Source organism: Pseudomonas sp. GW821-FHT01E10 (assembly GCF_059422365.1).
Genome location: NZ_JBWKWT010000005.1, coordinates 109663 through 127789, shown reverse-complemented (window position 1 = coordinate 127789; position 18127 = coordinate 109663). Strand labels below are relative to the sequence as shown.

Below are 18127 nucleotides of genomic sequence, written 5' to 3'. Positions count from 1 at the left end.
TTTGCTTTTTAGAGAACGCTACTGGTAAAGCGGCTGACACCCGGCAATTCGAGCACCAGTTCGTCACCGACGTTCAGCGGGCCAACGCCCACCGGCGTGCCAGTGAGGATCACGTCACCGGCCTGCAGCGAGAAGCAGCCGGCCATGTACTGGATCATTGGCACGATCGGATTGAGCATGTCCTTGGTGTTGCCATCCTGGCGGACTTCACCATTGATGGTCAGGCGGATGCCGATGTCGGTCAGGTCGGTAAACGTGCTGCCAGCCACGAATGGCGCAATCACCGCCGCACCGTCAAAGCACTTGGCGATTTCCCACGGCAGGCCCTTGGCTTTAAGCTCGGCCTGCTTGTCGCGCAGGGTCAGGTCCAGGGCCGGGGCGAAGCCGGAGATGGCATCCAGCACTTCTTCGCGGCTCGGCTTGGTCGACAATGGCTTGCCGATCAGCACCGCTATTTCTGCTTCGTAATGCACCGAACCGCGCTCGGTCGGAATGCTGAAGCTGCCTTCCAGTGGCACCACGCAGCTGCCGGGCTTGATGAACAGCAGTGGTTCGGTGGGCACCGGGTTGTCCAGTTCCTTGGCGTGTTCGGCGTAGTTGCGGCCGATGCACACCACTTTCCCCAGCGGAAAATGAATACGCGTTCCGTCGACATACTGGTGCTGATAGCTCATTGACCGACTCCTGCTTCGTGCTCTTAAAATTCGAAGAATCAAACAGCGAAAATCTTGCCCGGGTTCATGATGCCGTTCGGGTCGAACACCGCCTTGACGGCTTTCATGTACTCGATCTCAACCGGTGAGCGGCTATAGGTCAAGTAGTCACGTTTGGTCATGCCCACGCCGTGTTCGGCGGAAATCGAACCGTTGTACTTCTCGACGGTTTCGAACACCCACTTGTTGACGGTGGCGCACTTGGCGAAGAACTCATCCTTGCTCAGGTTATCCGGCTTGAGGATGTTCAAGTGCAGGTTGCCGTCGCCGATGTGGCCGAACCAGACGATTTCGAAGTCCGGGTAGTGTTCGCCGACGATCGCGTCGATTTCCTTCAGGAACCCCGGGACTTTCGACACAGTGACCGAAATGTCGTTTTTGTACGGCGTCCAGTGGGAAATGGTTTCGGAGATGTACTCGCGCAGCTTCCAGAGGTTCTGCAACTGGGTTTCGCTCTGGCTCATCACGCCGTCCAGCACCCAGCCCTGCTCGACGCAGTGCTCGAAGGTTTCCAGGGCGTGGTTGGCTACTTCATCGGTGGTCGCTTCGAATTCCAGCAGCGCATAGAACGGGCAGTCGGATTCGAATGGCGCCGGCACATCGCCGCGTGCCATGACCTTGGCCAGGGCTTTGTCGGAAAAGAATTCGAAGGCAGTCAGGTCAAGTTTGCTCTGGAACGCGTGCAATACCGGCATGATCGAATCGAAATCGGCTGTACCGAGCACCATCGCGGTGAGGTTTTTCGGCGCACGGTCCAGACGCATGGTGGCTTCGACGACAAAACCCAGGGTGCCTTCAGCGCCGATGAACAGCTGACGCAGGTCGTAGCCGGTGGCGTTCTTGATCAGGTCTTTGTTCAGTTCCAGCAGATCGCCCTTGCCGGTGACGACTTTCATGCCGGCCACCCAGTTACGGGTCATGCCGTAGCGAATCACCTTGATCCCGCCGGCATTGGTGCCGATATTGCCACCTATCTGGCTGGAACCTGCCGAAGCGAAGTCCACCGGATAGTACAAACCGTGCTCTTCAGCCTTGTTCTGTAATTGTTCGGTAACCACGCCCGGCTGACAAACAACGGTGCGATCGGTGAGGTTCACGTCGAGAATCTGGTTCATGTAGTCGAAGGACACGACCACTTCGCCATTGGCCGCCACTGCTGCGGCAGAAAGCCCGGTACGACCGCCGGACGGCACCAGCGCAACCTTGTGTTCATTGGCCCAACGGACAATGGCCTGGACCTGCTCGATGGTCTTGGGGAACACAATGGCCGTCGGGGCCGGGGCGAAATGTTTGGTCCAATCCTTGCCGTAAGCGTTCAGGGAGTCGGCGTCGGTCAGCACCTTGCCAGGCTCAACCAGGGTCTTCAGCTCATCAATCAGCGCAGGATTGGTCATCGACAGAACTCTCGAACAATTCATGGTCATCCTGAGTACGCTTCACGTCGCAGAATGAGTGTTAGCAGGTCGCATATGCTAGCATACCGACCCCGCAGGATAGTGCCCAAAGGCTGTTCTGCGGCGACGGCTTTCCTGCCGTCCGGGTCAGCTCTGGCTGCTCCCTTCCCTGCCATTTTTTCTCCGGGACACAGGTTTACGCAGATGAGCAAGACTTCTCTCGATAAGAGCAAGATCAAGTTCCTTCTTCTCGAAGGCGTCCACCAATCGGCTGTCGACGTCCTCAAGGCGGCGGGCTACACCAGCATCGAGTACCTCACAGGTTCTCTGCCGGACGCCCAGCTGAAGGAAAAGATCGCTGATGCTCACTTCATCGGCATTCGCTCCCGCACTCAACTGACCGAAGAGATCTTCGATCACGCGAAGAAACTGGTGGCTGTCGGCTGTTTCTGCATCGGCACCAACCAGGTCGACCTCAACGCGGCTCGCGAACGCGGTATCGCGGTATTCAACGCGCCGTACTCCAACACTCGCTCCGTTGCCGAGCTGGTGCTGGCCGAGGCGATTCTGTTGCTGCGCGGCATCCCTGAGAAGAACGCTTCCTGCCACCGTGGCGGCTGGATCAAAAGCGCAGCCAACTCCTTCGAAATCCGCGGTAAAAAGCTGGGTATCGTCGGTTACGGCTCGATCGGCACTCAACTGTCGGTCCTGGCGGAAGGCCTGGGCATGCAGGTTTACTTCTACGACACCGTGACCAAGCTGCCATTGGGCAACGCCACCCAGGTCGGCAACCTGCACGAGCTGTTGGGCATGTCCGACATCGTCACCCTGCACGTTCCGGAAACCGCTGCCACCCAGTGGATGATCGGCGAGAAGGAAATCCGCGCCATCAAGAAGGGCGGCATCCTGATCAACGCCGCGCGCGGCACCGTGGTCGAACTGGACGCCCTGGCGGACGCGATCAAGGACAAGCACCTGATCGGCGCGGCCATCGACGTATTCCCGGTGGAGCCACGCTCCAACGAAGAAGAGTTCGAAAGCCCGCTGCGTGGCCTGGACAACGTGATCCTGACCCCGCACATCGGTGGTTCTACCGCTGAAGCGCAGGCCAACATCGGCCTGGAAGTGGCGGAAAAACTGGTCAAGTACAGCGACAACGGTACGTCGGTATCGTCCGTGAACTTCCCGGAAGTGGCCTTGCCGGCTCACCCTGGCAAGCACCGTCTGCTGCACATCCACGAAAACATTCCGGGTGTGATGAGCGAGATCAACAAGGTCTTCGCCGAAAACGGCATCAACATTTCCGGTCAGTTCCTGCAGACCAACGAGAAAGTCGGCTACGTCGTGATCGACGTGGATGCCGATTACTCGGAAATGGCGCAAGAGAAGCTGCAGCACATCAACGGCACCATTCGTTGCCGCGTGTTGTTCTGATCGCGACTTGAGCGACAAAAAAGGGAGCTCCTCGGAGCTCCCTTTTTTACGGCTGCTTTTTCATCGCTGTGGAAAAGCTACTTCACCGTCACGGTGATTTTCTTCGACACGATCGGCGGATCGAACGGCATGTGACCGCTGTCGCCCAGTTCGAGCTGCAAGGTGTGCTTGCCCGGTGCCAGTTTGATTTCAGCGTGAGTCTGCGCTTTGCCAAAGTGCATGTGATTGGCATCGTTTGGAATCGGAGCGCCGGCAGCCGGTAGTTTGTCGACATCGATCAGCAGATGGTGGTGCCCAGTGTTTTTGGTGGTGTCGCCCGCTGGTGCCAGTGCGATTTCCTTGACGCCGAAATTCACTGTAAAGGTTTGCGCGACCGTGGCTCCGTCCGCAGGAGATACGATGAACACTTCTGCCCCCTTCGGAGCCGGGGTGGCGGCACCGGCCAGCACCGAAACACCCATCAGCACACCAGCCAATGCTGCTCGTGACATAAAGCTTTTCATTCTCTTCTCCAGTTTTTCCGTAAAATTCGCTCGACCGTGAACAACTTAACGGCCATTCGTTGTCGAAGGCACTCAATAACCATAGCAAAGCGAGCCTGAACAGCGCGTCGCGATAGATAAATGAATTCAAAGGAGTGACCATGCGCTTTTTGCCTGGCCTGATCTGCCTGCTACCCCTTTTGAGCCCTTTGGCTCATGCCGAACTGATGGACGATGTAAACGACCGCGGCGAATTGCGCATTGCTCTTGAGGCTAATACACCGCCCTTCAATTTCAAGGATGACGGCAAACTGACCGGGTTCGAGGTCGAGTTGGGTCAACTGCTGGCCAATGAGCTGGATGTACGGGCCGACTTCGTCGTCACCGATTCCGACGATCTGATGACCGGCGTCGAAAGCGGCAAATACGACGTTGCCATCAATCACATAGCACTGACCCCGGACCTGAAGGATCGTTTCGACTTCAGCGAACCTTACATTCACACCAACGCACAATTGATCGCGCAGAAAGAAGAGCAACCGCGATCAATCCTGTTGGTGCAGTCGCTGACGGAACAAAAACCGAAGGCCACCCCTGTGAGCCTGGCGATTCCGTTTCAGAAGGGTAATCCGGCGTTTCATGCCAGCCTTGAGAATGCAATGCAGCGGATCAAGGCCGATGGCCGGCTGGAGGCGCTGGAGCAAAAGTGGTTTGGGGCAGATGCGGGTGTGGCGCCGAAACCTTGATTCGGGCGAATGAGTAACCCTGCGGGCTGTTACTTCAGGGTTGCCAGGGCCTGCGCCGCTTGCGGCAACTCCAGCTCGCTGAAGACTTGCACACCATGGCGCTTGAGCAGCGCGGCGGTCACGCCCTCACCGCTGACCTTCACTCCACTGAACGTCCCGTCATAGGTCAGCAGATTCCCGCAAGACGGGCTGTTGGCCTTGAGCACGGCAATCCGGATGCCGTGCTGTTGCACCAGCTCCAGCGCCTGAGAAGCCCCCGATAGAAACTCGGCACTGACGTCCTCGCCCTCGGTGGTGATGACCGATGCAAGGCCATCAAGCACTTCACCGCCCTGCCCGCCGGGAATTTCCGCCGCAGCCCTGGGTGTCGGCAACCCGCCGGCGACTTCCGGACACAACGGCACCACCCGGCCCTCGGCAATCCACTGTTCCAACAGATCGAACGGCCCGCTGGCCCCGCCGTCGTAACGGACGCGGTGACCGAGCAAACAGCGGCTTACCAGAATTTTTTGCATGATTAGAACGGCTCGTTGCCACGACGGCGGAACCAGCCCGTCAAGGACAGGCGTTCTCGGGTCGCGGGCAGGACTTCGTGGGGCACGTCGCCCGACAGGAACACCACCAGGCATCCGCCGGTGGGCACCACATCGTGCTCGACGCCTTCGTCCAGGTACATGCGCAACTGACCGCCATGCTCGGGCAGCCAGGCGTCGTTGAGGTAGATCACCGCCGAGACCATGCGCCGGTCGTCGTCACGGAAACGGTCGACATGCTTGAGGTAGAAAGCGCCGGGCGGGTATAGGGCGAAATGGCTTTCGAAATCTTCCAGGCCCAGGAACAAACCACGATTCATCGCCTCACGCAGGCTGTCCATCAACCCCAGGTAGCTGTCGCAGGACTCGGCCTGGCCGGGTTCGAGCCACTGGATATGGTCGCCGCGAATGCCCTCGCGAATCTCCGAAAACGCCCCGCGCCCCACGGCGGCCGGGGCGAGCTCACCCTCGGCGGCACGTTTACGACATTCGGCGGCCAGCGCCCGGGTCAGGTCCAGGGGCAGGAAAATATTCTGCTGCGACCAGCCGTGTTCGGCCAGGTCGTCGACGATACGTAACAGCAGTGGATGATCAGAGGGTATGTGCATGGCGCGCATAGTATTCCTGTGCCCGCAAATCCGACAGAGCCACGCAGCGGAGGATTGGTCGGATAAGGTACTCAACCTGATACGAATTCTCGACAAGTACGAATGCCGCACGGAGAATAGTCGCCTGCTGACAGGAGTCCCTATGCGTCGCTTGCTTTTCTCACTGTTGATGTTCTGCGTTTTGCCCGCCTGGGCGGACGGCCACGACCAGTTGTACAAGGTCGCCGGTTGGCCAGAACAACGCGCGCATTTCAACGATGCTCTCTCGGCCGCTCAGCAGCGCTATCAGAACAGCTTGCCACCGGCAGTGTTCCAGGCCCTGGTCGACAACAGCAATCTGCGGTTCGCCCCCAAGGCCATGGACCAGCGCGCCGAAGCGCAACTGCGCAAGAAGCTCGCCGACCCGAAACCTGCGCTGACCTTCTTTCAATCGCCCCTGGGCAAGAAAATCGTCGCCGCCGAACTGCTGGCGACCCGTCGCGATCAATTGGCGAAAAACGCCAAGGGCTTGCCGAAGATGCAAGCCAGCGATACCCGTCAACTGATCATCGGCCACCTGGCCCAGGCCCTGCCCGCCCGCGAGGCCGGCGCTGAAGTCAGCCTGGCGATCGCAGGCGTCGCGGCCGACAGCCTGAGTTCGATGATCCCCGGCCTGCTCGGCAACGGTCAGGCTCAAGGCATGTTGAACGGTCAGCGCCAGCGCCTGATGGAGCAGATCGGCGCCGACCTGAACAACACGCTGCTGTATGTCTATCGCGACCTGTCGGATGACGAACTGGAAGAGTTTTCGACCTTTGCCGAGTCCTCTGAAGGCAAGGCTTATTACCAAGCGGCATTGGCGGCGATTCGGGCGGGGTTGGCAGTGGGGCAAAGTACGTCGAGCCTGACCCAGTAATTTTTGGCGTCCGTGAAATGGCCCGCGAAGACTATCGAAATGTCACCGCCGATCCCGACTCATGCGCTTGGTCAAAAACCCGAAATACTCCTGCCGCAGCCCCGGCGACTCATTCGCCAGATGATGCCGCGCCTCAGGCAGCATCAACACCTGGGGCCGATCGAACTTGCCTCGCAGCACTTCAAGGTTGTGCTCCCAATCCACGGTCATGTCCGCCTGCCCCTGCACGATCAGCGGCCGCCGCGGGCTGCTCGGTGCCGCTTCGATACGCTTGATCCACCGTCCCAGCGCACCGACCCAGGCCGTTGGCAGACGCAGCGGTTGCAGCGGATCGGCCTGCAGGAACGCGAGGAAGTCAGGGTCGTTGGAATTCTCGCTGAAGCGCCGGGCGATGCCTTTGACAAACGGCTTGAGCAGGTAATAACTGAGCCGCGACCAACCCCAGGCTCGCGGCCGCACCAAGGGCGACAGCAGAATCACTTGCCCCTGGGCCGGGCTGCTCGCACCTTGATTGAGTACATGGTCGATCACAATCGCCCCGCCGGTGCTTTGCCCGCACAAGTGCCAGGGCTGCGGAAGGCCCAACGACTGCGCCTCGGCCAGCAGGCCTTGCAGGGCGCTCTGGTACTCGGCGAAGTCCTTGATACTCGCCCGTTCGCCACTGGACAAGCCATGCCCCGGCAGGTCGCAGGCGATTACCGCAAACCCTTGGTCCAGCGCCCACTCAATCACATGCCGGTAGAGCCCGGTGTGATCGTAGAAGCCGTGAAATAGAAACAGCGTCGCCTTCGCCCGCTCGGGCCACCAGAGCTGGCTGACCACTTCATAACCATCGATCTCGAAACGCCCCAAGCCACGGCGCAGGGTCCGCTGTGGAAAATCCAGCCCGTAAAAACGCTGATAGGCCATGGCCTCCGTCGACAGCGGCCGCCACTCGGCCAACGGCCGCAGGCTGGCACGCAAATGATCGGGGTCGAAAGTGGCAGACATGGGCTATTCCAGAGCGCTAAACGGACTTTATCGGCCTGCGATATTCATCTGTCGCAGCAAGCATGGCAAGCTAGCCGACCTTCGAGGATTGAAACCCATGCGCCCGGCCTATCGCACCACACTGCTTGCCAGCCTGCTCGCCCTTGTGTGTGCCAGTGTGCTGTGGGCCGCTTACGACTGGTTTCAGGGACGCTACCTGCGAGCCTTCAGTTCGCACACCGCCGTGTTCTCCGGCGACCCGTTGCGCCTGCCCGACGAACTCGCCGGCCCCGGCGCCATTCGCCTGGTGCACTTCTGGGACCCGGCCTGCCCATGCAATGTCGGCAACCAACAACACCTGACTGAACTGGTTGAGCAATATGTACCGCAGGGCGTCGAGTTCTATACGGTACAAAAGCCCGGCAGTCACGGCCAGTTGCCCGGCACCTTGAGCCGCCTGAAAACCCTCGCTGTCCTGCCTGGCTCCGAACAGATTCCCGCCAGTCCGGCAGTGGCGATATGGGACCGCGACGGCAAGCTGGCATATTTCGGCCCGTACAGCGAAGGCCTGACCTGCAATTCGAGCAACAGTTTTATCGAGCCTATCCTGCAAGCGCTGAACGCAGGCAGGGCGGTGAACGCCACCCATACGATGGCGGTGGGTTGCTACTGCCCGTGGCCCGCGGTGGCGAAGTAAGGCATTCCTGACTTTTCCAGGACCGCGATGCCCGGCACAGGAGGTCTGTGCTACACGTTTGCAGCCCACACGGGCGGCAATCCCGAAAGAACAAGGAGCCACCATGAAACGCGTCCTGACCGTACTTGCCTTGCTGATCGTCGCGCTCGCCGCCGGGGGCGGCTGGTATGTGTACAGCAAACAACCGACGCGCCAGGGCCAGGTGGCGTTGCAGCATCTGCAAGGCTCAGTGACCGTGCGCTACGACGAGCGCGGCGTGCCGCATATCCGCGCCGAAAACGAAACCGACCTCTACCGCGCCCTCGGCTACGTGCAGGCCCAGGACCGACTATTCCAGATGGAAGCCGTGCGGCGCCTGGCCCGTGGTGAGCTGGCCGAAGTCCTCGGCCCGAAACTGCTCGACACCGACAAACTGTTTCGCAGCCTGCGCATCCGCGAACGTGCTGACAGTTACGTGGCCGCGCTGGATCGTGAGTCGCCGGCGTGGAAGGCCCTGCAAGCCTATCTGGACGGCATCAATCAATATCAGGACAGCCACGCCGCGCCAGTAGAGTTCGACGTGCTGGGAATCCCCAAGCGCCCTTTCACCGCCGAAGACAGCATCAGCATCGCCGGCTACATGGCCTACAGCTTTGCCGCGGCGTTTCGCACCGAACCCTTGCTGACTTACGTGCGTGACCAACTGGGCGCCGATTACCTGAACATCTTCGACCTCGACTGGCAGCCCAAGGGCCTGCTGGCCAAAAGGCGCCCCAGCCCCGCGCCGGTCCTCGCCGCCAGTGACTGGAAAGACCTGAACGCCCTTGCCCGTCTGAGTGAGCAGGCTCTGGCCGACCACGGCCTGCCGCAATTCGAAGGCAGCAACGCCTGGGTGATTTCCGGCAACCGCAGCAAAAGCGGCAAGCCGCTGCTGGCCGGTGACCCGCACATACGCTTCTCGGTGCCGTCAGTGTGGTACGAGGCGCACCTGTCGGCGCCAGGCTTCGAGCTGTATGGCTACCATCAGGCGCTGGTGCCGTTTGCATTTCTCGGCCACAACCTGGACTTCGGCTGGAGCCTGACGATGTTCCAGAACGACGATCTGGACCTGATCGCCGAGAAGGTCAACCCGGACAACCCGGACCAGGTCTGGTATCGCGGCAAGTGGGTGGACATGGTCACCACCGAACAACAGATCGCAGTGAAAGGCCAGTCACCGGTCACATTGACGCTGCGCCAGTCGCCCCATGGCCCGATCGTCAACGATGCGCTTGGCACTGCCGCCGGCAAGACGCCGGTTGCCATGTGGTGGGCGTTCCTCGAAACCCCGAATCCGATCCTCGACGGTTTCTACCAGCTCAACCGCGCCGACACCCTGGCCAAGGCCCGCGCCGCGGCCGCCAAGGTTCAGGCACCGGGGCTGAACATCGTCTACGCCAACGCCAAGGGCGACATCGGCTGGTGGGCCTCGGCGTTGCTGCCCAAGCGTCCGGCCGGGGTGAAGCCCGGTTTCATCCTCGACGGCAGCACCCCTCAGGCGGACAAGGAAGGTTTTTACCCGTTCAGTGCCAACCCGCAGGAAGAGAACCCGGCGCGGGGCTACATCGTCTCGGCCAACTTCCAACCGGTGTCGCCGACCGGCATGGAAATTCCCGGCTACTACAACCTCGCCGATCGCGGGCAGCAGCTCAATCGCCAGCTCAGCGACAAGAACGTGAAGTGGGACAACGCGGCCAACCAGAAGCTGCAACTGGGTACCACCACCGCCTACGGGCCGCGCTTGCTGGCGCCTTTGCTGCCGGTACTGCGTGAAGTGGTGAGCGATCCGGCCGAACTCAAACTGGTGGAGCAACTGGCGCAGTGGAGCGGCGATTACCCGCTGGACTCCATCAGCGCCACCCTGTTCAACCAGTTCCTGTTCAACCTCGCCGACGCGGCGCTGCGCGATGAACTGGGCAATGACTTCTTCGAAACGCTGCTCCCGACCCGGGTGATCGATGCCGCGCTGCCGCGCCTGGCGGCCTCCGCCGACTCGCCGTGGTGGGACAACCGCAACACCCCTGGCAAGGAAACCCGCGCCGATACGGTCAAGGTGGCCTGGCAAGCGAGCATGGCTCATCTCAAAGCCACCCTTGGCGCCGATTCCGCGCAATGGCAGTGGGGCAAGGCGCACACCCTGACCCACGGCCATCCGCTGGGGATGCAAAAGCCCCTGGACCAGATTTTCAACGTTGGCCCATTCGCGGCCCCCGGCACCCACGAAGTACCGAACAACCTCTCGGCCAAGATCGGCCCGGCGCCGTGGCCCGTGACCTACGGCCCGTCGACCCGGCGGCTGATCGACTTCGCCGACCCGGCCCACAGCCTGACCATCAACCCGGTGGGCCAGAGCGGCGTGCCGTTCGACAGCCATTATGCCGACCAAGCCGAGGCGTATATCGAAGGGGTTTATTACCAGGCGAATTTCAATGAGGAAGAAGTGATGGCCAATACCCGCAGCACCTTGAAGCTGTTGCCGGCGCGGTAGATTTTTTCTGGCCGGGCTGACGCCTTCGCCGCAAAACTCTGGGCCATAAAGTCAAAAGATCGCAGCCTGCGGCAACTCTTACGGGATTCACATTCCACTGTAGGAGCTGCCGCAGGTTGCGATCTTTTGATCGGCAGCAGTTTTAAGCCGCTTCCGGTGCCTGCGCCCGACGTACGTCCGGTTGTTTCCAGGAGTCGGCAGCGGCTTCCTCGATGGCTTGCTGGATCGCACGCTTGCGGCTTTCTTCGGCGCGACGGCTGAAGAACCAGACCAGGAAGGTCACCAGCGACACCGCCAGCAGAATCAGGCTGGCCACGGCATTGATCTCAGGCTTCACGCCCAAACGCACCGCCGAGAACACTTCCATCGGCAGGGTCGTCGACCCTGGCCCCGAAACAAAGCTCGCCAACACCAAATCATCCAGCGACAAGGCAAACGACATCATGCCGCCGGCCGCCAGTGACGGCGCGATCATCGGGATGGTGATCAGGAAGAACACTTTCCATGGCCGCGCACCGAGGTCCATGGCCGCTTCTTCGATGGACAAATCCAATTCACGCAAGCGCGCCGACACCACCACCGCCACATAGGCTGCACAGAATGTGGTGTGAGCGATCCAGATGGTGACGATGCCGCGCTCCTGCGGCCAGCCGATCATCTGCGCCATGGCCACGAACAGCAGCAACAGCGACAGACCGGTGATCACTTCCGGCATCACCAGCGGCGCCGTCACCAGGCCGCCAAACAGTGTGCGGCCCTTGAAGCGGGTGATGCGGGTCAGCACGAACGCCGCCAGCGTCCCCAATGCCACCGCCGCTATCGCCGTGTAGCAAGCGATTTCCAGCGAGCGCACCACTGAGCCCATCAGTTGCGTGTTGTCGAGCAGGCCGACGTACCACTTCACCGACCAGCCGCCCCACACCGTTACCAGTTTCGAGGCGTTGAACGAGTAGATCACCAGGATCAGCATTGGCGCGTAGATGAACAGCAGACCCAGCACCAGCATCAGGTTCGAGAAACGGAAGCGCTTCATTCTTTACCCTCCATTTCCTTGGCCTGACTGCGGTTGAACAGGATGATCGGCACAATCAGGATTGCCAGCATCACCACCGCCAGGGCAGACGCCACCGGCCAGTCGCGGTTGTTGAAGAACTCTTGCCAGAGCACTTTACCGATCATCAGGGTTTCCGGACCACCGAGCAGTTCCGGGATCACGAACTCCCCCACCACCGGGATGAACACCAGCATGCAGCCGGCGATAATGCCGTTTTTCGACAGCGGCACGGTGATCTTCCAGAAGCTGTTGAAGTTGCTCGAACCGAGGTCCGATGCGGCTTCCAGCAGGCTGTGATCGTGTTTCACCAGGTTGGCGTAGAGCGGCAGGATCATGAACGGCAGATAGGAGTAAACAACCCCGATATAAACCGCCAGGTTGGTATTGAGGATCTGCAACGGCTCGTCGATCCAGCCCATGCTCATCAGAAAACCATTGAGCAGCCCGTTGTTGCTGAGGATGCCCATCCACGCATACACGCGGATCAGGATCGCGGTCCAGGTCGGCATCATGATCAGCAGCACCAGCACCGTTTGCAGCTCTTTGCGGGCGGTGGCAATGCCATAGGCCATCGGGTAGCCGATCAGCAGACAGAGGATGGTGCTGAACAGCGCCATCTTCAGCGAGCCTAGGTAAGCGGCGATGTACAACTCGTCATCGCCCAGCATCGCGTAGTTGGCCAGGTTGAGCAGCACCTGCAGTTTCTGGTCAACGAAGGTGTAGATCTCGGTGTACGGCGGAATGGCCACGTCGGCTTCAGCGAAGCTGATCTTCAGGACGATGAAGAACGGCAGCATGAAGAACATGAACAGCCAGATGAACGGAACCCCGATGACCAGCTGACGGCCACCGGGAAGTATTCGATTGAGCCGGCGTTTGAGTTTGCGCATGTTCATGAGCGAAGTACCACGCCGCTGTCGTCTTCCCACCACACGTAAACCTGGTCACCCCAGGTCGGGCGCTGGCCACGGCGCTCGGCGTTGGCGACGAAGGACTGCACCAGCTTGCCGCTCGGCAGTTCGACGTAGAACACCGAATGGCCGCCGAGGTAGGCGATGTCGTGCACCTTGCCGCTGGACCAGTTGTGTTCGCAGGTCGGCATTTCGGCCGTCACCAGCAGTTTTTCCGGACGGATCGCATAGGTAACGGACTTGTCCTGCACCGAGGTGCTGATGCCGTGACCCACGTAAATGTTGCGGTCCAGATCCTTGCAGGTGATCAGTGCATGGCCCTCGGCGTCGTCCACCACTTCACCTTCGAAGATGTTGACGTTGCCGATGAATTCGCAGACCAGGCGGCTGGTCGGGGTTTCGTAGATGTCGATCGGGCTGCCGATCTGGGCGATCCAGCCCAGGTGCATGATCGCGATGCGCTCGGCCATGGTCATGGCCTCTTCCTGGTCGTGGGTCACCATGACGCAGGTTACGCCGACGCGTTCGATGATCTCGACCAGTTCCAGCTGCATTTGCGAACGCAGCTTCTTGTCCAGCGCGCCCATCGGTTCGTCGAGCAACAACAGCTTCGGCCGCTTGGCCAACGAACGCGCCAGGGCCACGCGCTGACGCTGACCACCGGACAGCTGATGCGGTTTGCGCTTGGCGTACTCGCTCATCTGCACCAGCTTGAGCATCTCGGCCACGCGGGCATCGACCTCGGCCGTCGGGATCTTGTCCTGCTTGAGGCCGAAGGCGATGTTCTGCGCCACGGTCATGTGCGGGAACAACGCATAGGACTGGAACATCATGTTGATCGGCCGCTCGTACGGCGGCATGTCAGTGATGTCTACACCATCGAGGAAAATGCGCCCCTCCGTGGGCCGTTCGAAACCTGCCAGCATCCGCAGCAAGGTGGATTTGCCCGAACCCGAGCCGCCGAGCAAGGCGAAGATTTCGCCTTTCTTGATTTCCAGGGACACGTCGTCCACGGCAATCGTCTCGTCGAACTTTTTGGTGACCCGGTCGATTTTGACCAACACCTGTTTAGGTGATTGGTCGCCCTCGAGGGCTTTCTTATAGGCGCCGGAGGCAACTGCCATTTACGAAACTCCCAACAGAATTTGCAGTTCGCTCAACGTGGCGAACCTGGATAGTTTGACGCTATTTGCCCGACTTGACCTTGGTCCAGCTGCGCGTCATCAAACGTTGAATGTTCGGCGGTAACTCGATGGACACGTACATCTTGTCGAGGACCGCTTGCGGCGGATAAACCGACGCGTCGGTGCGTATGGATTGTTCCATCAGTTTGTCCGACCCAGGGTTTGGGTTGGCGTAGCCCACGGTATCGCTGACCTTGGCGATCACCTCAGGCTTGAGCAAATAGTTGATGAAGGCGTGGGCTTCCTTGACGTTGGCCGCATCCTTGGGGATCGCCAGCATGTCAAACCAGAGCGCGCCACCCTCTTTTGGAATCGAGTAGGCGATGTTTATGCCTTTACCGGCTTCAGCCGCGCGGGCCTTGGCCTGGAACATATCGCCGGAAAAACCGATTGCAACGCAGATATCGCCGTTGGCCAGGTCCGCGATGTATTTGGATGAGTGGAAGTACGTCACATAAGGCCGCACCGCCAGCAATTTAGCCTCGGCCTTTTTGTAGTCTTCGGGGTTGGTGCTATTGGCGTTCAGGCCCATGTAATTGAGGACCGTGGGCATCATTTCATCGGCGGAGTCGAGGAACGCGACGCCGCAGCTGTGCAGCTTCTTGATGTTTTGCGGCTCGAACACCACATCCCAGGAGTCGATCTTGTCGAGCCCCAGCACAGCCTTGATCTTGTCGACGTTGTAACCGATGCCGTTGGTGCCCCACAGATATGGCACGGCATATTGGTTACCCGGATCGTTCTGCTCCAGGCGCTTGAGCAACACCGGGTCGAGGTTGGAATAGTTGCCTAGCTTAGACTTGTCGAGCTTCTGGAAAGCGCCGGCCTTGATCTGCTTGCCAAGGAAATGGTTGGACGGCACGACCACGTCGTAACCGGTACGCCCGGCCAGCAATTTGCCTTCCAGGGTTTCGTTGGAATCGAATACGTCGTAAATCGGCTTGATACCGGCGTCTTTCTGAAAGTCGGCCAGGGTGGTCTCACCGATGTAGTCCGACCAGTTATAAATATGCACCGTGCCGGTGGCCTGGGCACTGACGGCAAGCGTCAGCCCGGCGCCGACCAGCAGGGCATTGCGCAACAAAGAAAAAACAGGCAAGTGGAGGTCCTCTAAAATTAGTTGGGCCCAAGTTGCCCCGCGCTACATGACAGCCATGGCTGCCTGACAACAAAACCGGCGCGCAACTTACCCTCGAAAAACCGTTCCAGCAAACTTTATGAAGATCCTGTAGCAGCGGCCGCAGGCTGCGTTCAACTGCGAAGCAGTTGTGCTGTCGAAAAGCGGAGGTCCTTCGGACCTCAACGCAGCCTTCGGCAGCTGCTACAGGGTTTATTACTTATTTACCGGATTTGATCTTGGTCCAGCTGCGGGTCAGTTCACGCTGGGTGGCGGCTGGCAAATCAGCGATCGCATACAGCTTGGCCTGTACTTCAGGAGTCGGATAGATGCCCGGATCCGAAGTGATGTCCTTGCTCACATACTGGGTGGCTTCAGCATTACCGTTAGGGAAACGCACAGCGTTGGTGATGTCAGCCATTACTTTCGGTTGCAGCAGGTAGTTCATGAACTTGTAGGCCCCCTCGACGTTTTCCGCATCCTTGGGGATTGCGACCATGTCGTAGAAGCTGCCAGCGCCTTCTTTTGGAATGGCGTAGCTGACTTTCACCTTGTCACCGGCTTCGGCAGCACGGGACTTGGCTTGCTGGACGTCACCCGAATAGCCGACGGCTACGCAGATGTTGCCGTTGGCCAGGTCCGAGATGTACTTCGAGGAGTGGAAGTAGGTGATCGAAGGACGAATCTTGAGGAACAGCTCCTCGGCTTTCTTGATGTCTTCTTTCTTCTGGCTGTCGGTTGGCAGACCCAGGTAATGCAGGGCGACCGGCAGCATTTCGGTCGGCGAATCCAGGAAGCTCACGCCGCAGCCCTTGAGCTTGGCAATGTTTTCAGGCTTGAGCAGGGTGTCCCAGGAATCGATCGTGTCGACGCCCAGTGCTGCCTTGACTTTCTCAGGGTTGTAACCGATCCCGATCGAGCCCCACATGTAAGGGAAGGCATGTTTGTTGTCCGGGTCACTGACGGAAACCGCTTTAAGCAGTGATTTGTTCAGGTTGCCGTAGTTGGACAGCTTGGACTTGTCCAGCTCCCGGTAAACACCGGCCTTGATTTGCTTGGCGAGGAAGTTGTTCGACGGTACGACAACGTCGTAACCGGACTTGCCTGCCAGCAACTTGGCTTCCAGGGTTTCGTTGCTGTCGAATACGTCGTACACCACCTTGATCCCGGACTCTTTTTCGAAGTTCGCGATGGTGTCCGGTGCGATGTAATCGGACCAGTTGTACACGTGCAGCACTTTATCGTCGGCCTGAACGGCGCCCGCCATCACGCCCATCAGGGACATGGCGAGGAGGGTCTTGCCAGTTATCTTCATACCTAATGCCTTCATGGGTAATGCTCCAGTTTTTCTTTTTAACCACGTGCTCAGCAGCCTGTTACAGGGCATCCGAACAACCGTTAGTCTGGCAAGATCCAAGGCAGGCTTTCAAGGAAAGCCCCATCCTTTGTTTGCACTGAGCGAAGTGCAGACATTGCACCTCGCTCAGAGCCTAGCACTTAGCCCTGCAACGCACTCAGGGTCAGGTCCAGGCACTTGCGCGCCTTGGTCACCAACTCGTCGATTTCAGCCGGTGTAATCACCAGTGGCGGAGCAATGATCATGGTGTCGCCAACGGCGCGCATGATCAGGCCGTTGTCGAAGCAGAACTGCCGGCAGATCATGCCGACGCCCTTGCCTTCGTAACGCTTGCGAGTGGCCTTGTCCTGAACCAGCTCGATAGCCCCCAACAGACCGACCCCACGCACTTCCCCCACCAACGGGTGATCGTTCAGTTCCCGTAGACGCTTTTGCAAATAAGGTGCCGTTTCTGCCCGCACATGCTCGACAATTTTCTCATCGCGCAGGATGCGGATGTTTTCCAGCGCCACCGCCGCGGCCACCGGGTGCCCGGAATAGGTGAAACCGTGGTTGAAATCACCACCTTCGTTGAGCACCTCGACCACATCGTCATGCACGATCAGGCCACCCATCGGGATGTAGCCGGACGTCAGACCTTTGGCGATGGTCATCATGTGGGGCTTGAGGTCGTAGAAATCGGTACCGAACCACTCACCGGTACGACCGAAACCGCAGATCACCTCGTCGGCCACGAACAGGATGTCGTACTTGGCGAGGATTTCCTTGATGCGCGGCCAGTAGCTGTCTGGCGGAATGATCACGCCGCCGGCGCCCTGGATCGGCTCGGCAATAAAGGCACCGACGTTGTCGACGCCGATTTCCAGAATCTTCTCTTCCAGCTGATTGGCCGCCCAGATACCGAACTCTTGTGGCGTCATGTCACCGCCTTCACCGAACCAATACGGTTGGGCGATGTGGACGATGCCCGGGATCGGCAAATCGCCCTGTTCGTGCATGTACGTCATGCCACCCAGGCTCGCGCCGGCCACGGTGGAGCCGTGATAGCCGTTCTTGCGACTGATGATGACTTTCTTCTTCGGCTGGCCCTTGATCGCCCAGTAGTGGCGAACCATCCGCAGCATGGTGTCGTTGCCTTCAGAACCGGAACCGGTGAAGAACACATGATTCATGCCTTCAGGCGCGATTTCAGCGATGACCTTGGCCAGCTCCAGCACCGGCGGGTGAGCGGTCTGGAAGAACAGGTTGTAATAAGGCAGTTCGCGCATTTGCTTGGCGGCGGCATCGGCCAGTTCATCGCGACCATAGCCGATCGCGACGCACCACAGACCGGCCATGCCGTCGAGGATCTTGTTGCCTTCGCTGTCCCAGAGGTAAACACCCTTGGCATTGGTGATGATCCGCGGGCCTTTCTCTTTCAGCTGCTTGAAGTCGCTGAACGGGGCCAGGTGGTGATCATTGCTCAGGGTTTGCCATGCACGGGTTTGCGGGTTGTTGCTGGTCATGCGAATTCTCCTTGGATTGCAG

17 protein-coding genes are annotated in these 18127 nt (G+C 59.5%); 5 read left to right on the top strand and 12 right to left on the bottom strand.

Annotated features, from left to right (window positions below):
* Positions 1-8: 8 nt before the first annotated feature.
* Together AC07V0_RS11940 and AC07V0_RS11935 are read right to left on the bottom strand one after the other, a co-directional pair.
* Positions 9-674, bottom strand: coding sequence for a fumarylacetoacetate hydrolase family protein (locus AC07V0_RS11940; RefSeq protein WP_018928649.1), 666 nt, complete (start codon positions 672-674; stop codon positions 9-11).
* Positions 675-712: 38 nt separating this feature from the next.
* The gene (locus AC07V0_RS11935; protein WP_018928648.1) at positions 713-2107 is read right to left on the bottom strand and encodes an FAD-binding oxidoreductase; all 1395 of its coding nucleotides are present in this window, start codon (positions 2105-2107) and stop codon (positions 713-715) included.
* 204 nt (positions 2108-2311) lie between these two features.
* On the opposite strand from AC07V0_RS11935, the gene serA reads away from it, so the two are divergent.
* Complete coding sequence (gene serA / locus AC07V0_RS11930) at positions 2312-3541, top strand: phosphoglycerate dehydrogenase (RefSeq protein ID WP_018928647.1); 1230 nt, start codon at positions 2312-2314, stop codon at positions 3539-3541.
* 77 nt (positions 3542-3618) lie between these two features.
* On the opposite strand, the gene AC07V0_RS11925 is transcribed toward serA, so the two are convergent.
* Positions 3619-4044, bottom strand: coding sequence for a DUF4399 domain-containing protein (locus tag AC07V0_RS11925; RefSeq protein WP_086944382.1), 426 nt, complete (start codon positions 4042-4044; stop codon positions 3619-3621).
* Between the two features lie 140 nt (positions 4045-4184).
* Between AC07V0_RS11925 and AC07V0_RS11920 the strand changes: the two genes are divergently transcribed.
* Positions 4185-4769: a transporter substrate-binding domain-containing protein gene (locus tag AC07V0_RS11920; RefSeq protein WP_064621014.1), complete on the top strand. Its 585-nt coding sequence runs from the start codon at positions 4185-4187 to the stop codon at positions 4767-4769.
* A 29-nt stretch (positions 4770-4798) separates the two neighbouring features.
* Here the strand turns inward: AC07V0_RS11920 and AC07V0_RS11915 are convergent, their stop codons facing one another.
* Positions 4799-5284: a 2-thiouracil desulfurase family protein gene (locus tag AC07V0_RS11915; protein ID WP_018928644.1), complete on the bottom strand. Its 486-nt coding sequence runs from the start codon at positions 5282-5284 to the stop codon at positions 4799-4801.
* A gap of 2 nt (positions 5285-5286) precedes the next feature.
* Positions 5287-5919 carry a 2OG-Fe(II) oxygenase gene (locus AC07V0_RS11910; RefSeq protein ID WP_018928643.1) on the bottom strand — a complete coding sequence of 211 codons (633 nt, stop codon included), beginning with the start codon at positions 5917-5919 and terminating at the stop codon, positions 5287-5289.
* A gap of 133 nt (positions 5920-6052) precedes the next feature.
* Between AC07V0_RS11910 and AC07V0_RS11905 the strand changes: the two genes are divergently transcribed.
* On the top strand, positions 6053-6805 hold the full coding sequence (locus AC07V0_RS11905; RefSeq protein ID WP_018928642.1) for a DUF2059 domain-containing protein: 753 nt from the start codon (positions 6053-6055) through the stop codon (positions 6803-6805).
* A gap of 42 nt (positions 6806-6847) precedes the next feature.
* Here the strand turns inward: AC07V0_RS11905 and bipL are convergent, their stop codons facing one another.
* Complete coding sequence (bipL, locus tag AC07V0_RS11900) at positions 6848-7795, bottom strand: phospholipase BipL (RefSeq protein ID WP_018928641.1); 948 nt, start codon at positions 7793-7795, stop codon at positions 6848-6850.
* A gap of 97 nt (positions 7796-7892) precedes the next feature.
* On the opposite strand from bipL, the gene AC07V0_RS11895 reads away from it, so the two are divergent.
* The gene (locus tag AC07V0_RS11895) at positions 7893-8471 is read left to right on the top strand and encodes a DUF6436 domain-containing protein (protein WP_086944381.1); all 579 of its coding nucleotides are present in this window, start codon (positions 7893-7895) and stop codon (positions 8469-8471) included.
* Between the two features lie 103 nt (positions 8472-8574).
* A complete protein-coding gene (locus AC07V0_RS11890; RefSeq protein WP_086944380.1) occupies positions 8575-10977 on the top strand; it encodes a penicillin acylase family protein in 2403 nt (800 codons plus the stop codon).
* A gap of 142 nt (positions 10978-11119) precedes the next feature.
* On the opposite strand, the gene AC07V0_RS11885 is transcribed toward AC07V0_RS11890, so the two are convergent.
* From AC07V0_RS11885 to AC07V0_RS11860, 6 genes are all read right to left on the bottom strand, one after another.
* The gene (locus tag AC07V0_RS11885; protein WP_018928638.1) at positions 11120-12010 is read right to left on the bottom strand and encodes an ABC transporter permease subunit; all 891 of its coding nucleotides are present in this window, start codon (positions 12008-12010) and stop codon (positions 11120-11122) included.
* A complete protein-coding gene (locus tag AC07V0_RS11880; RefSeq protein WP_018928637.1) occupies positions 12007-12927 on the bottom strand; it encodes an ABC transporter permease subunit in 921 nt (306 codons plus the stop codon). The genes AC07V0_RS11885 and AC07V0_RS11880 overlap by 4 nt, the downstream gene beginning before the upstream one ends.
* Complete coding sequence (locus AC07V0_RS11875; RefSeq protein ID WP_018928636.1) at positions 12924-14066, bottom strand: ABC transporter ATP-binding protein; 1143 nt, start codon at positions 14064-14066, stop codon at positions 12924-12926. The genes AC07V0_RS11880 and AC07V0_RS11875 overlap by 4 nt, the downstream gene beginning before the upstream one ends.
* A 61-nt stretch (positions 14067-14127) precedes the next feature.
* Positions 14128-15225, bottom strand: a complete 1098-nt coding sequence (locus AC07V0_RS11870) for a polyamine ABC transporter substrate-binding protein (RefSeq protein WP_086944379.1) — start codon at positions 15223-15225, stop codon at positions 14128-14130.
* Between the two features lie 238 nt (positions 15226-15463).
* Positions 15464-16558 (bottom strand): polyamine ABC transporter substrate-binding protein, encoded by a 1095-nt coding sequence (locus AC07V0_RS11865; protein ID WP_018928634.1) that lies wholly within the window; start codon positions 16556-16558, stop codon positions 15464-15466.
* 182 nt (positions 16559-16740) lie between these two features.
* Complete coding sequence (locus tag AC07V0_RS11860; RefSeq protein WP_018928633.1) at positions 16741-18105, bottom strand: aspartate aminotransferase family protein; 1365 nt, start codon at positions 18103-18105, stop codon at positions 16741-16743.
* Positions 18106-18127: the final 22 nt, after the last annotated feature.

What these genes read in the sequence shown, in the direction of transcription:
- AC07V0_RS11895 (WP_086944381.1), top strand. Translation starts at nt 7,893, where the DNA reads ATGCGCCCGGCCTATCGCACCACACTGCTTGCCAGCCTGCTCGCCCTT.
- AC07V0_RS11935 (WP_018928648.1), bottom strand. Translation starts at nt 2,107, where the DNA reads ATGACCAATCCTGCGCTGATTGATGAGCTGAAGACCCTGGTTGAGCCT.
- bipL (WP_018928641.1), bottom strand. Translation starts at nt 7,795, where the DNA reads ATGTCTGCCACTTTCGACCCCGATCATTTGCGTGCCAGCCTGCGGCCG.
- AC07V0_RS11920 (WP_064621014.1), top strand. Translation starts at nt 4,185, where the DNA reads ATGCGCTTTTTGCCTGGCCTGATCTGCCTGCTACCCCTTTTGAGCCCT.
- AC07V0_RS11860 (WP_018928633.1), bottom strand. Translation starts at nt 18,105, where the DNA reads ATGACCAGCAACAACCCGCAAACCCGTGCATGGCAAACCCTGAGCAAT.
- AC07V0_RS11885 (WP_018928638.1), bottom strand. Translation starts at nt 12,010, where the DNA reads ATGAAGCGCTTCCGTTTCTCGAACCTGATGCTGGTGCTGGGTCTGCTG.
- AC07V0_RS11875 (WP_018928636.1), bottom strand. Translation starts at nt 14,066, where the DNA reads ATGGCAGTTGCCTCCGGCGCCTATAAGAAAGCCCTCGAGGGCGACCAA.
- AC07V0_RS11905 (WP_018928642.1), top strand. Translation starts at nt 6,053, where the DNA reads ATGCGTCGCTTGCTTTTCTCACTGTTGATGTTCTGCGTTTTGCCCGCC.
- AC07V0_RS11915 (WP_018928644.1), bottom strand. Translation starts at nt 5,284, where the DNA reads ATGCAAAAAATTCTGGTAAGCCGCTGTTTGCTCGGTCACCGCGTCCGT.
- AC07V0_RS11925 (WP_086944382.1), bottom strand. Translation starts at nt 4,044, where the DNA reads ATGAAAAGCTTTATGTCACGAGCAGCATTGGCTGGTGTGCTGATGGGT.
- AC07V0_RS11865 (WP_018928634.1), bottom strand. Translation starts at nt 16,558, where the DNA reads ATGAAGATAACTGGCAAGACCCTCCTCGCCATGTCCCTGATGGGCGTG.
- AC07V0_RS11940 (WP_018928649.1), bottom strand. Translation starts at nt 674, where the DNA reads ATGAGCTATCAGCACCAGTATGTCGACGGAACGCGTATTCATTTTCCG.
- AC07V0_RS11910 (WP_018928643.1), bottom strand. Translation starts at nt 5,919, where the DNA reads ATGCGCGCCATGCACATACCCTCTGATCATCCACTGCTGTTACGTATC.
- AC07V0_RS11880 (WP_018928637.1), bottom strand. Translation starts at nt 12,927, where the DNA reads ATGAACATGCGCAAACTCAAACGCCGGCTCAATCGAATACTTCCCGGT.
- AC07V0_RS11890 (WP_086944380.1), top strand. Translation starts at nt 8,575, where the DNA reads ATGAAACGCGTCCTGACCGTACTTGCCTTGCTGATCGTCGCGCTCGCC.
- serA (WP_018928647.1), top strand. Translation starts at nt 2,312, where the DNA reads ATGAGCAAGACTTCTCTCGATAAGAGCAAGATCAAGTTCCTTCTTCTC.